This window comes from Actinomadura scrupuli, assembly GCF_050971785.1.
Classification (GTDB): domain Bacteria; phylum Actinomycetota; class Actinomycetes; order Streptosporangiales; family Streptosporangiaceae; genus Actinomadura_E; species Actinomadura_E scrupuli.
In genome coordinates, this window is sequence record NZ_JBPCCU010000008.1 from 339,584 (window position 1) to 351,845 (window position 12,262).

A 12,262-nucleotide genomic window follows, 5' to 3' on the forward strand; every position below is an offset into this window, starting at 1 on the left:
CCGTGAGGGGCCCGCCTGGAGCGGACCCGCCCGGATGTCGTGTGGCGCCAGACGTGACCGGCGTCACACCCGTATCAACCACCATTCCCCGGAAAGCGGCCGGGAACAAGAGGCGAACGGCAATCGTCGTGCCAGTGAGGAGAGGTGAGGCGGCCGACCCGGCCGATCCGACCTGGGGTGACACACGCACTACGATGGGCGCGCCGATGCCCGTGAGGCGTCTGCGACCGACACCCCGACTCCGTACCACCCAAGATCGGACGGCGATGCTCAACCGTTTGCGGCCCGCCCTGTCGCGCGTTCTCACGCCGATCGCCCGGACGCTGGCCGGCCGGGGGGTGACGCCCAACATGATCACCGTGGTGGGCACCGTCGGCGTGGTCGCCGGGGCGCTGGCCTTCTTCCCCCGTGGCGAGCTCTTCTGGGGCACGATCGTCATCACGGCGTTCGTGCTCTTCGACATGCTGGACGGCGCGGTGGCCCGGGTCGCCGGCACCGGCAGCGCCTGGGGCGCCTTCATGGACTCCACCATGGACCGGGTCGCCGACGGCGCGATCTTCTCCGGCCTCGTGCTGTGGTACGCGGGCGGGGGCGACAGCGTGCCCCTCGCCGCGCTGGCCCTGTACTGCCTGGTCACCGGGGGCATCGTGTCGTACGCCAAGGCGCGCGCCGAGGGCCTGGGGTACACCTGCAACGTCGGGATCGCCGAGCGCAGCGAGCGGCTGGTCGTGGCCCTGGTCGGCGCCGGGCTGGACGGGCTCGGCGTGCCCTACGCCCTGCCCGCCGCGCTGGTGCTGCTCGCCGTCGCCAGCACGGTCACCGTCGTGCAGCGCTTCGCCGTCGTGCACAAGCAGGCCGCCGCCCGTAAGCGGGCCCAGGTATGAGGGCCCCCGGAAAGGCCGATCTCGTCGGCGCCGCGTACGCCCTCGGCTGGACGGTCGTCCGCAAGCTGCCCGAGGAGATCACCGGCCGGGTCTTCGCGGCGATCGCCGACCGGACCTGGCGGCGCCGTGGCCGGGGGGTCCGGCAGCTGGAGAAGAACCTGTGCCGGGTCCTGGGCAAGGACGCCCCCGACGACGAGATCCGGGCGCTCAGCAAACGGGTCATGCGGTCCTACCTGCGCTACTGGCTGGAGGTCTTCCGGCTGCCCGAGATGGGCCGCGAGCAGATCCTCACCGGGATGAACATCACCGGCCACGAGAAGCTCTTCGCCACCCTCGACTCCGGCCGGGGCGCCGTCGTCGCGCTGCCGCACATGGGCAACTACGAGCAGGCCGGCGCCTGGCTGGTCTACAGCGGCTACCCCTTCACCACCGTCCAGGAACGGCTCAAGCCGGAGTCGCTGTTCGAGCGCTTCGTGGCCTTCCGCCGGGGCCTGGGCATGGAGGTGCTGCCGCTGACCGGTTCCGACGCCACGGTGTTCGGCACGCTCGCCCGCCGGCTCCGCACCGCGCGCCCGGTCTGCCTGGTCGCGGACCGCGACCTCAGCGGCACCGGGGTCGAGGTCGGGTTCTTCGGCCGGCCCGCCCGGCTGCCCGGGGGACCGGCGGCGCTGGCCCTGCAGACCGGAGCGGCCCTGATGCCGGTCACCTTGTGGTACGAAGGAAAGGGGTGGGGTGCCCGAGTTCACGAGGAGATCCCCGTGCCCGAGGACGGCACCCGGCAGGAAAAGATCGCCGCGATGACCCAAGAGCTCGCCCGTGCCTTCGAAGAGGGGATCGCCGCCCACCCCGAGGACTGGCACATGCTGCAACGGGTGTGGGTGGAAGACCTGTGAAGATCGGGATCGTGTGCCCGTACACCTGGAACGTCCCCGGCGGTGTCCAGCAGCACGTGCGCGACCTGGCCGAGGCCCTGCTCGCCACCGGCCACGAGGTGTCGGTCATCACGCCCGCCGACGACGACGCCCCGCTGCCCTACTACGCCGTCTCCGCCGGGCGCGCGGTCCCGGTCCCCTACAACGGATCCGTGGCGCGGCTGGCCTTCGGGTTCCTGTCGGCCGGCCGGGTGCGGCGCTGGATCCGGGAGGGCGACTTCGACGTGCTGCACGTGCACGAGCCCGCCGCGCCGTCGCTGGGCCTGCTGGCCTGCTGGGCCGCCGACGGCCCCATCGTCGGCACCTTCCACGCCTCCTACGAGCGGTCCCGGATGGTCTCGGTGACCGCCCCCATCCTGCAGAGCGCCCTGGAGAAGGTCACCGGCCGGATCGCCGTGTCCGAGGCCGCCCGCAACACCCTGGTCGAGCATCTGGGCGGCGACGCCGTGCTCATCCCCAACGGGGTGGCCACCGAGCGGTACGCCATGGCCGACCCGCTGCCGGGCTGGTCCGGCCGGACCGAGCGGTCCTACGGCGCGGACGGCGGGGCGCTGGGCTTCCTCGGGCGGATGGACGAGCCCCGCAAGGGCCTGCCGGTGCTGCTGCGCGCCTTCGAGACGCTGGGCCGGGAGCGGCCGGGACTGCGGCTCCTGCTGGCCGGGCCGGGCGACGCCGACGACGTGCTCTCCCGCGTCTCCCCGGAGCTGCGCGACCGCATCGTGATCCTCGGCCTCGTCAGCGATGAGGACAAGATCCGCGCCTATCACTCGGTGGACGTGTTCGTGGCGCCCAACCTGGGCGGGGAGAGCTTCGGGATCGTGCTGACCGAGGCGATGTCGGCCGGCGCGCCAATTTTGGCCAGCGACATCGAGGCCTTCCGCCGGGTGCTGCTGTACGGCCGGGCCGGGGCGGTCTTCCCGGTGGGCGACGCCGCGGCGCTGGCGCGGGCCGCCGGCGAGCTGCTGGACGACCCGTCCCGCCGCAAGCAGCTGTCCGCCGAGGCGCGCACCGCGGTGCGCGCCTACGACTGGTCCAGGGTGGCCCGCGACGTCGTCCGGGTCTACGAGACCGTGGTCGTCGGCACCGCCGGGGTCGTCGAGTCCGGCGTCGGTGCGTGATGCCGGGGTGGCTGATGGACGCGGTCCTGGTCCTGGCGGTCCTCGTCGTCGCGGGCATGTACATCTCGTGGCGCGCCTCCCGGCTGGACCGGCTGCACGTCCGGGTGGAGACCGCGCGGGCGGCGCTGGACGCCGTGCTGGTGCGCCGGGCCGCCGTCGCCCTGGAGATGGCCGCGTCCCGGCTGCTCGACCCGGCCACCAGCCTGGTGCTCGCCACCGCCGCGCACGAGGCCCGTACCGCCGACAGCGAGCGGCGTGAGTTCGCCGAGAGCGACCTGTCGCGGGCGCTGCGCGCGGTCGTGGAACAGCCGGGCTTCCGCGGGGCGCTGTCCGCGGACCAGGCGCACGGCGACGGGCTGGCGCTGCTGGCCGAGCTGGAGGCGGCCGCGCAGAAGGTCACCTTCGCCCGGCGCTTCTACAACGACGCGGTCGCGGCGATCAGGAGCGCCCGGCGCAAGCTGCTCGCCCGGGTGCTGCCGCTGGCCGGCCGGGCTCCGCTGCCGGAGTTCTTCGAGATCGACGACGTCCCTCCCAAGACCTGATCGTCTCCGCATCGTCTGCGCCCGGCCCGGGATCGGAATCGTCTTGTCCCCAGTCTGATTTGTGAGGTTCGGCTAGTCTCTGCGCTTGTTCCCGGAGAAAGGGAGAATAGGTGCGGATTCTGTCACGCCGTGTGACCGCTGTGCTGGGGATCGCCGTGCTGGCCGGAGCGTCGGCCGCCTGCGGAGGCGCCTCGAAGAAGGCGGAGCCGCCGGTCGCGCCGGGTACCCCCACCGCGCCCGCCGGGACACCGACCCCGACGGCGCCGACCACCCACCCCTTCACCGGGGGGAGCACCGGGCTCACCAATCCCGTGCTGGCCGTCAAGATCGACAACACCCGCCCGGCGCATCCGCAGCAAGGGCTGCGGTCCGCCGACATCGTCTACGTCGAGCAGGTCGAGGGCGGGGAGACCCGGATCATGGCCGTCTTCTCGTCCAAGATCCCGCCCAGGCTGGGCCCGGTCCGCAGCGCCCGCATCTCGGACCTGCACATCCTGCGCCAGTTCGGCAAGCCGGCGTTCGCCTTCTCGGGTGTGCAGAGCAAGATGAAGCCCTACATCCGGCGGGCCCCGCTCTACGACATCTCGCAGGACAACGGCGGCGGCTCCTACTTCCGGGTGGGCGGCCGGTCGGCGCCCTACAACCTGTTCACCAGCCCCAAGGCGCTGCTCAAGCAGGCCCCCAAGGCGACCGGCCCGCGCGACATCGGGTTCCGGTTCGGCGCCGCCCCGGCGGGCGGCCGGCCGATGAAGAGCTTCACCGCGAAGTGGCCCGCCGAGACCATGAAGTTCACCTGGTCGGCGAAGGAGAAGCGCTGGCTGTCCGCGCACGGGGGGGTCCGCAACACCGCCGTCGAGGGCGGGGTGCTGGGCGGCCAGACCGTGGTGATCCAGTACGCCAAGACCGAGCGCTCGCGGTTCCACGACTTCCTGGGCAGCTACACCCCGCTGATCCACACGACGGGCACCGGGAAGGCGCTCGTGCTCCGGGACGGCAAGGCCTACGACACCACCTGGTCGCGTCCCTCGGAGAGCCGGGGCACCACCTTCACCACCAAGGACGGCGCGCCGATGACGTTCGCCCCCGGCCAGGTCTGGGTGGTCCTCGTCAACGACGGGAAGCCCCGGATCCCCTGACGGTTGTACACAGTGGCAGGTTCGGGGCCCCGGCCTTGACACCTTGCTGCGTCGGCTGGGGGAGGAACCAGGCAATATCATGGAAGGGACAGATACGTCCGCTCACGTGAGGTAAACCCGTGTCCTCTCTCAGTCCCGCCCCCGCCGAGAACGCCACCCCCGCCACGGGCACCGCCCGTGTGAAGCGGGGCATGGCGGAGATGCTCAAGGGCGGCGTGATCATGGACGTCGTGACCCCCGAGCAGGCGAAAATCGCCGAGGACGCCGGCGCCGTCGCCGTCATGGCGCTCGAGCGCGTCCCCGCCGACATCCGGGTCGAGGGCGGTGTCGCCCGGATGAGCGACCCGGACATGATCGACGGCATCATCGAGGCGGTCTCCATCCCGGTCATGGCCAAGGCCCGGATCGGCCACTTCGTGGAGGCCCAGGTGCTGCAGGCCCTCGGCGTCGACTACATCGACGAGTCCGAGGTGCTGACCCCCGCCGACGAGGCGCACCACATCGACAAGTGGCCGTTCACCGTGCCGTTCGTGTGCGGCGCCACCAACCTCGGCGAGGCGCTGCGCCGCATCGCCGAGGGCGCGGCGATGATCCGCTCCAAGGGCGAGGCCGGCACCGGCAACGTCGTCGAGGCCACCCGGCACATGCGCCAGATCCGCGCCGACATCAAGCGGCTCACCACCCTGGACGAGGCGGAGCTCTTCGTCGCCGCTAAGGAGCTGCGCGCCCCGTACGACGTCGTCAAGGAGGTCGCAGAGGCGGGCCGGCTCCCGGTCGTGCTCTTCACCGCCGGCGGCCTGGCCACCCCGGCCGACGCCGCCATGATGATGCAGCTCGGCGCCGAGGGCGTCTTCGTCGGATCCGGCATCTTCAAGTCCGGCAACCCGGCGCAGCGCGCCGAGGCCATCGTCAAGGCCACCACCTTCTACGACGACCCCGAGGTCATCGCCAAGGTCTCGCGCGGTCTCGGCGAGGCCATGGTCGGCCTCAACGTCGAGCTGCTACCGCCTTCCGAGCGTTATGCCACGCGCGGCTGGTGAGCCGCGGTCCGGCGAACCAGGGTCAATCCTCGCCCTCCTCTCCTCACGAACCGGTGTGCGGGTTACGCTGGTCCGCGCGGCTGTCGGGGCGTTCACGCACCCAGGGCGGGCGGCCGCGAGAGGGGACGAGCATGGGTTGGTCGGTCGCGCTGGCCTGCGCGAGCGTTGGTGAACCGGGACAGGCCTTCGGGCCCGGGCTCAGCTCGGATCCCCGCGCGGCGTCCGAGCTGGCCCGGGGGCTGTACCCGGCGGCCACGGTGGTCGAGACCGGTGACACGGTGCTCGACTTCGCCCTGTGGCCCTACGAGGACGAGCTCTTCGTGGGGTCCTACGGCGACGCGCTGATCGTCTGCGATCGCCGGCTGTTCTGCCTGGACGACGACGCCCGCAGGGTGGCCGACACGGTGGCCCGGGTGCTGCCCGGCGCCCGCTGCGGGGTGCTCGTGCTGCACAGCGTGATCTCCGGCTGCTGGTTCCGCTGGTACGACGGCGGCCGGATGCTCCGCGACGTCTTCGTCACCGCCGAGGACGGTGTGGTCGTCGACCAGGGCGACCGGCTCCCGGCCGAGCTGCCCTACTGGGCCGAGATCGACGGCGCCGCGGGCGACGTCCCGCTCCCGTTCGACCAGGAGGAGTTCGGCCTGTCGCTGGTCCGGGCCCACATGTTCGGCCGCGGCCTGGCCGAGCGCGGCGACGACGGCTTCCTCCCGCTGGAGCTGCCGCTGCGCCGGTTCAAGCTCTGCTGACCCTTCCTGGCAGTTCCCAGCCGCGCCGCTGACGGCCGGATGACCTGCGGCGACGTAATGTCCGACGCATGCTCGCGCGGACGGACGGCCGCTCCCGCCGGCGGGGGATCATCCTGCTCTGGGGGGTCTGGGCGGTCACCAGGGGCCTGTACGCGGCCGCGCTCCTGAAGCTGGTGTCGTTCCAGCTGCTCAAGCCGGCGGCCGGTGACGTGCGCCTCTACCGGCACTGGGCCCGGGTCCTCGCCGCGGGCTCCTTCCCGGCCGACGACCCCCGGTGGCAGTATCCGCCGCTGGCCGGGGCGGTGATGCTGCTGCCCCGGCTGTCCGGGCGGGACTACCTGGCCACGTTCGTGTTCCTGATGGTGCTGGTGGACGCGCTGGTCCTCGTCCTGCTGCTGCGCGCCGGGGGATCGCCGGCCGGCGCCTGGACGTGGGTGGCCGGGATGTTCCTGCTCGGGCCGTTCTGCTACGCCCGCTACGACCTGGTGGTGGTCCTGGCGGCGGTGGCGGCGCTGCTCGCGCTGCCCCGGATGGGCACGTTCGGGACGCTGACGGGCGTGGGCGCGATGCTCAAGGTCTGGCCGGTGTTCCTCCTGCTGGGCCTGCCGCGCGGCCGCGGGGGCGTACGCGCGCTGACGGCGTTCGCGGCGGCGGCCGGAGCGGGCCTGGCGGCCGCGGCCGCGCTGGGCGGCGGCGGCTGGGGCTTCCTCGCCGGGCAGCAGGGCCGGGGCCTGCAGATGGAGTCCGTGGCGGCCACGCCGTTCCACGTCGCGCGGGTGCTCGGCTGGATGGGGGTGACCACCCGGCCACGGTACGGATCCCGGGAACTCGTCGGCACCGGCGTGCCGGCCGCCGCCACGGTGTGCCTGACGCTCACGGTGGTCGCGCTCGCGGTCATCGCGGTCATCGCCCGGCGCCGGCCGGCCGCGGACTGGGACCCGGTCTTCGCCTGTGACGTCGCGCTGGCGGTCACCCTCGCGGCCGTGGTGACCAGCCGGGTGCTGTCGCCGCAGTACCTCAGCTGGCTGCTCGGCGTCGGCGCCGTCTGCCTCACCCGGGTGTCCACCCGGCAGCGTGCGGCGGTCGCGCTGATCCTGGCGGCCGCCCTGCTGTCCCATGTGGAGTTCCCGCTGCTGTGGAAGAGCATTGCGAAGGGGTACCCGGCCGGAGTGGGCGTCCTGGCCGCCCGCAACCTGCTGCTGGTGGCCGCCACGGTGCTGGCGATCCTGCGGCTGCGCGGCGGGCCGTGCCCGCGGCCCGCCGGGACGCCGGGCCCTCGGTTCCGGCCGGACGGGAAGATCGCGACGTTCCCGGAGCGTTGAGACAACATCTACGCTGATAGCGTCCCCCGGCTGCAAGGGTTGGTCTTTGACGTGTCCACTGTGCCCACGATCGGTGTCCTCGCCCTGCAAGGCGACGTACGCGAGCATCTGCGCGCGCTGGAGGCGTGCGGCGCCGCCACGCTGGCGGTGCGCCGACCCGAGGAGCTGGAGCGGGTCCAGGCCCTGGTGATCCCGGGCGGCGAGTCCACCACGATGTGGAAGCTGGCCCGCACCTTCGACCTGCTCGACCCGATGCGCAAGCGGATCGAGGCGGGGATGCCCGCGTACGGCTCCTGCGCCGGTATGATCATGCTCGCCGACCGGGTGCGGGACGGCGTCGCGGGACAGGAGACCATCGGCGGCCTGGACGTGCTCGTCCGGCGTAACGCCTTCGGCCGGCAGGTGGACTCCTTCGAGAGCGAGGTGGACCTGCTCGGCGGGCCCTACCACGCGGTTTTCATCCGCGCACCCTGGGTGGAGGCGATCGGCGACGAGGTCGAGGTGCTCGGCCGCGTCCAGTCGGGCGAGGCCGCCGGTAGGATCGTCGCGGTCCGTCAGGGCCGCCTGATGGCGACGGCCTTCCACCCCGAACTGACGGGTGACTTCCGCGTGCATCGCTACTTTGTCGATCTGGTGGGCGACTCGGTGTGAGGTCGGGCCCCGGAGCAGGAGGATGAACAGATGTCCGGCCATTCCAAATGGGCGACGACCAAGCACAAGAAGGCCGCCGTCGACGCCAAGCGCGGCAAGCTCTTCGCCAAGCTGATCAAGAACATCGAGGTGGCCGCGCGCACCGGCGGCGGTGACCCGGACGGCAACCCGACGCTGTTCGACGCCATCCAGAAGGCGAAGAAGAACTCCGTGCCGATGGACAACATCGAGCGGGCCCGCAAGCGCGGCGGCGGAGAAGAGGCCGGCGGCGCCGACTGGCAGAACATCACCTACGAGGGCTACGGCCCCGGCGGCGTCGCGGTGCTCGTCGAGTGCCTCACCGACAACCGCAACCGCGCCGCCTCCGAGGTCCGCACCGCCATGACCCGCAACGGCGGCAACATGGCCGACCCGGGCTCGGTGTCGTACCTGTTCACGCGCAAGGGCGTCGTGATCGTCCCCAAGGAGGGCACCTCCGAGGACGAGGTCATGATGGCCGTCCTGGACGCGGGCGCCGAGGAGGTCACCGACCTGGGCGAGTCCTTCGAGATCATCAGCGAGGCCGGGGACATGCTGGCGGTCCGGACCGCGCTGCAGGAGGCCGGCATCGACTACGACTCCGCCGACTCCAACTGGCTGCCCAGCGTGACCGTGCCGCTGGACGAGGACAGCGCCAAGAAGGTCTTCCGGCTGCTCGAGGCGCTCGAGGACTCCGACGACGTCCAGGACGTCTACGCCAACTTCGACGTCAGCGACGAGGTCCTGGCCGCCCTGGACTAGCCCTGGGCCGGGCCGCCCGCCGCACCGGGCCCGGAACGCCGTGGTGCGACACGCCGGGGCGGTAGGAGACCGCGCGGGCGGAGCTGGATAACCTGCAGGCCGAACACATGATCGAAGGAGTGGGCCGTGCGGGTGCTGGGCGTGGACCCCGGGCTCACCAGGTGCGGCGTCGGCGTGGTCGACGGATCGCCCGGCAAGCCGCTGACGCTGGTCCGCGTCGGCGTGATCAGGACCAGCCCGGACGACGACATCGGCACCCGGCTGGTCGAGCTGGAGCGCGGCCTGGAGGAGATCCTGGACGCCGTGCGCCCTGACGCGGTGGCCGTCGAGCGGGTGTTCGCCCAGCACAACGTCCGCACCGTGATGGGCACCGCCCAGGCCGGCGCGGTCGCGATCGTCTGCGCGGCGCGCCGGGGACTGCCCGTCGCGCTGCACACCCCGAGTGAGGCCAAGGCCGCGGTCACCGGCAACGGGCGCGCGGACAAGGCCCAGGTGACGATGATGGTGACCCGGCTGCTGCGGCTCGACGCCGCGCCCCGGCCCGCCGACGCCGCGGACGCGCTGGCACTGGCCATCTGCCACGTCTGGCGCGGGGGCGCCCAGGCCAAGCTGGCCGCGGCGAGCCTGGCCGCGCAGCGGACGCCCCCGGGCGGCCGGGCTCCGGGCGCGCCGGCGGTGCCACGAGGAGGTACGAAACTGTGATCGCGTTCGTGAGCGGGAAGGTCGCCTCGGCCGGGGTCGACGGGGCCGTGCTCGACGTGGGCGGGGTGGGCCTGTCGGTGCAGTGCACCCCCGCGACCCTGGCCACCCTGCGGGTGGGGGACCCGGCGCACGTGCCGACCTCGCTGATCGTGCGGGAGGACTCGCTGACCCTGTACGGGTTCGCCGACGAGGACGAGCGCGCGGTCTTCGAGCTGCTGCAGACCGCCAGCGGCATCGGCCCCCGGCTGGCGCTGGCCGTGCTGGCGACGCACACCCCCGACGGGCTGCGCCGGGCGGTGGCCGCCGAGGACCTCAACGCGCTGATGAAGGTCTCCGGGATCGGCCGTAAGGGCGCGCAGCGGCTCGTGCTGGAGCTCAAGGACCGGCTCGGCGGCCCGGTCGGCGAGGGCACCGGCCCGGCCGCGCCCGCCCGTACCGCCGCCTGGCGCGACCAGGTGCACGCCGGTCTGATCAACCTCGGCTGGACCGCCAGGGACGCCGACGCGGCGGTGGACGCCGTCGCCGCCGATCTCGCCCTGCAGGGCGGCACCGAGGTGCCGCCGATCGCCACCCTGCTCCGGGCCGCGCTCAAGAAACTGAGCCCCTCATGACCCGCCTCACCAGCGTGATCATGCGATCGGTCGACGAACGATCGCATGATCACGGAGGGGGCGCGGGGTGAGTTCTCCCGAGGAGCGGCTGGTCTCGCCGCTGCCGGACGTCGAGGACCAGGCCATCGACGCGGCGCTGCGGCCCAAGCGGCTGGACGACTTCATCGGCCAGGAGCGGGTGCGCGAGCAGCTGGCGCTGGTGCTGCACAGCGCCCTGCTGCGCAACCGGCCGCCCGACCACGTGCTGCTGGCCGGTGGTCCCGGGCTCGGCAAGACCACGATGGCGATGATCATCGCGGCGGAGCTGGGCCGGCCGCTGCGGATCACCTCCGGCCCGGCCATCGAGCGGGCCGGTGATCTCGCCGCGGTGCTCTCCACCCTGTCCGAGGGGGAGGTGCTGTTCATCGACGAGATCCACCGGATGGCGCGCCCCGCGGAGGAGATGCTCTACGTCGCGATGGAGGACTTCCGGGTCGACGTGGTGGTCGGCAAGGGCCCGGGGGCCACCGCGATCCCGCTCGACATCGCGCCCTTCACCATGGTCGGGGCGACGACCCGCGCGGGGATGCTGCCCGGCCCGCTGCGCGACCGGTTCGGCTTCACCGCCCACATGGACTTCTACGAGCCCGCGGAGCTGGAGATCATCGTCCGCAGGTCGGCCGGGCTGCTGGGCGTCGAGGTCCAGGACGAGGGCGCCGTCGAGGTCGCGCGCCGGTCCCGGGGGACACCGCGGATCGCCAACCGCCTGCTGCGCCGCGTCCGGGACTACGCCGAGGTCCGCGCGGACGGGATCGTCACCCGTGACCTCGCTCGGGCGGCGCTCGCCCTCTACGAGGTCGACGACCGGGGCCTGGACCGGCTGGACCGGGCGGTGCTCGGCGCGCTGCTGCGCAAGTTCGGCGGCGGCCCCGTGGGGCTGTCCACCCTCGCGGTCTCGGTGGGGGAGGAACCCGAGACGGTGGAGGTGGTGGCCGAGCCGTTCCTGGTCCGGCAGGGCCTGCTGGCCCGCACGCCCCGCGGGCGGATCGCCACACCGGCGGCCTGGGACCACCTGGGACTCACCCAGCCTCCGCAGGTGATGCCGCCGTCGCCGGCGGGTACGCTGTTCGATGTTCCCGGCGAGGACTCCGGTTGAGCCCGTCGGGAACTTCCCGGCGCGCTGAGTCGTCACGTCGTTGCCGGTGTTTGGATTACTCCCTAAACTCCGGGGCTTGGTCACTTAATACTGCCGTCGGCAGACCACGCGACGACAGCCCGGCATAGAGCCGGACATAACACAGTGGAAGGGTGCCCCCGTGCAGGGCAATATTCTCATTCTTGCGGCAGACTCGAAGGGCGGGGGCAACCCCCTCATGACCTTCCTGCCTCTGATCGTCATCGTCGGCGCGTTCTATTTCTTCCTGATCCGGCCGCAGCGCAACAGGCAGCGCCAGCAGTTGCAGATGCAGAAGAACCTGGAGCCCGGCACCCGGGTCGTCACGACCAGCGGCATGTACGCGACGGTCGTCGAGGTCAACGACGACGGGGTGGTGCTCGAGATCGCGCCGGGCGTCGAGGCGCAGTTCGTCGCGCAGGCGATCATGCGTGTCCTCCCGGAGGAGACCGAGGACGTCGACGACGAGGACGCCGACGAGGAGACCGAGGACGACGAGCCCACGGCTCAGGCGGAGGACGTCGAGCCCAAGACCGCCGCCCCGCCGTCGCTCGCGAAGTCCGACGACAAGACAGACAACACCGACAAGGCATAGGAGAGGCCCTCGGCCCGACGCCGAGCCGGCATCACCTCAGACGGGAAGAC

Annotated in this window: 14 protein-coding genes; all 14 read left to right on the top strand. The window is 72.4% G+C overall.

Features of this window, described 5'->3' with window-relative positions:
• The first annotated feature begins 266 nt into the window (after window positions 1-266).
• Complete coding sequence (gene pgsA, locus ACRYCC_RS32260; RefSeq protein WP_433817527.1) at window positions 267-884, top strand: phosphatidylinositol phosphate synthase; 618 nt, start codon at window positions 267-269, stop codon at window positions 882-884.
• Window positions 881-1,777, top strand: coding sequence for a phosphatidylinositol mannoside acyltransferase (locus tag ACRYCC_RS32265; RefSeq protein ID WP_433817528.1), 897 nt, complete (start codon window positions 881-883; stop codon window positions 1,775-1,777). The genes pgsA and ACRYCC_RS32265 overlap by 4 nt, the downstream gene beginning before the upstream one ends.
• Window positions 1,774-2,934, top strand: a complete 1,161-nt coding sequence (locus ACRYCC_RS32270; RefSeq protein WP_433817529.1) for a glycosyltransferase family 4 protein — start codon at window positions 1,774-1,776, stop codon at window positions 2,932-2,934. Before ACRYCC_RS32265 ends, ACRYCC_RS32270 begins: the two co-directional genes overlap by 4 nt.
• 14 nt (window positions 2,935-2,948) lie before the next feature.
• Window positions 2,949-3,476, top strand: a complete 528-nt coding sequence (locus tag ACRYCC_RS32275; protein ID WP_433817530.1) for a hypothetical protein — start codon at window positions 2,949-2,951, stop codon at window positions 3,474-3,476.
• A 131-nt stretch (window positions 3,477-3,607) separates the two neighbouring features.
• Window positions 3,608-4,612 carry a DUF3048 domain-containing protein gene (locus ACRYCC_RS32280; RefSeq protein WP_433817531.1) on the top strand — a complete coding sequence of 335 codons (1,005 nt, stop codon included), beginning with the start codon at window positions 3,608-3,610 and terminating at the stop codon, window positions 4,610-4,612.
• A 119-nt stretch (window positions 4,613-4,731) separates the two neighbouring features.
• The gene (gene pdxS, locus ACRYCC_RS32285) at window positions 4,732-5,652 is read left to right on the top strand and encodes a pyridoxal 5'-phosphate synthase lyase subunit PdxS (RefSeq protein WP_433817532.1); all 921 of its coding nucleotides are present in this window, start codon (window positions 4,732-4,734) and stop codon (window positions 5,650-5,652) included.
• 131 nt (window positions 5,653-5,783) lie between these two features.
• The gene (locus ACRYCC_RS32290) at window positions 5,784-6,398 is read left to right on the top strand and encodes a DUF6928 family protein (protein ID WP_433817533.1); all 615 of its coding nucleotides are present in this window, start codon (window positions 5,784-5,786) and stop codon (window positions 6,396-6,398) included.
• Between the two features lie 68 nt (window positions 6,399-6,466).
• Complete coding sequence (locus ACRYCC_RS32295; protein ID WP_433817534.1) at window positions 6,467-7,720, top strand: glycosyltransferase 87 family protein; 1,254 nt, start codon at window positions 6,467-6,469, stop codon at window positions 7,718-7,720.
• A gap of 51 nt (window positions 7,721-7,771) precedes the next feature.
• Window positions 7,772-8,371: a pyridoxal 5'-phosphate synthase glutaminase subunit PdxT gene (gene pdxT / locus ACRYCC_RS32300; protein WP_433817535.1), complete on the top strand. Its 600-nt coding sequence runs from the start codon at window positions 7,772-7,774 to the stop codon at window positions 8,369-8,371.
• 30 nt (window positions 8,372-8,401) lie between these two features.
• Entirely contained in the window at window positions 8,402-9,151 is a 750-nt protein-coding gene (locus ACRYCC_RS32305) for a YebC/PmpR family DNA-binding transcriptional regulator (RefSeq protein ID WP_433817536.1), read from the top strand.
• A 126-nt stretch (window positions 9,152-9,277) separates the two neighbouring features.
• Window positions 9,278-9,853 carry a crossover junction endodeoxyribonuclease RuvC gene (ruvC, locus tag ACRYCC_RS32310; RefSeq protein WP_433817537.1) on the top strand — a complete coding sequence of 192 codons (576 nt, stop codon included), beginning with the start codon at window positions 9,278-9,280 and terminating at the stop codon, window positions 9,851-9,853.
• A complete protein-coding gene (gene ruvA / locus ACRYCC_RS32315; RefSeq protein ID WP_433817538.1) occupies window positions 9,850-10,464 on the top strand; it encodes a Holliday junction branch migration protein RuvA in 615 nt (204 codons plus the stop codon). Before ruvC ends, ruvA begins: the two co-directional genes overlap by 4 nt.
• A 67-nt stretch (window positions 10,465-10,531) precedes the next feature.
• On the top strand, window positions 10,532-11,599 hold the full coding sequence (ruvB, locus tag ACRYCC_RS32320) for a Holliday junction branch migration DNA helicase RuvB (protein ID WP_433817539.1): 1,068 nt from the start codon (window positions 10,532-10,534) through the stop codon (window positions 11,597-11,599).
• Between the two features lie 217 nt (window positions 11,600-11,816).
• Complete coding sequence (gene yajC, locus ACRYCC_RS32325) at window positions 11,817-12,212, top strand: preprotein translocase subunit YajC (RefSeq protein WP_433817540.1); 396 nt, start codon at window positions 11,817-11,819, stop codon at window positions 12,210-12,212.
• Window positions 12,213-12,262: the final 50 nt, after the last annotated feature.

Bases quoted from the DNA above. Each gene is read 5' to 3' on its own strand.
- ACRYCC_RS32290 (WP_433817533.1), top strand. From the start codon at position 5,784: ATGGGTTGGTCGGTCGCGCTGGCCTGCGCGAGCGTTGGTGAACCGGGA.
- yajC (WP_433817540.1), top strand. From the start codon at position 11,817: ATGACCTTCCTGCCTCTGATCGTCATCGTCGGCGCGTTCTATTTCTTC.
- ACRYCC_RS32305 (WP_433817536.1), top strand. From the start codon at position 8,402: ATGTCCGGCCATTCCAAATGGGCGACGACCAAGCACAAGAAGGCCGCC.
- ACRYCC_RS32275 (WP_433817530.1), top strand. From the start codon at position 2,949: ATGGACGCGGTCCTGGTCCTGGCGGTCCTCGTCGTCGCGGGCATGTAC.
- pgsA (WP_433817527.1), top strand. From the start codon at position 267: ATGCTCAACCGTTTGCGGCCCGCCCTGTCGCGCGTTCTCACGCCGATC.
- ACRYCC_RS32295 (WP_433817534.1), top strand. From the start codon at position 6,467: ATGCTCGCGCGGACGGACGGCCGCTCCCGCCGGCGGGGGATCATCCTG.
- ACRYCC_RS32265 (WP_433817528.1), top strand. From the start codon at position 881: ATGAGGGCCCCCGGAAAGGCCGATCTCGTCGGCGCCGCGTACGCCCTC.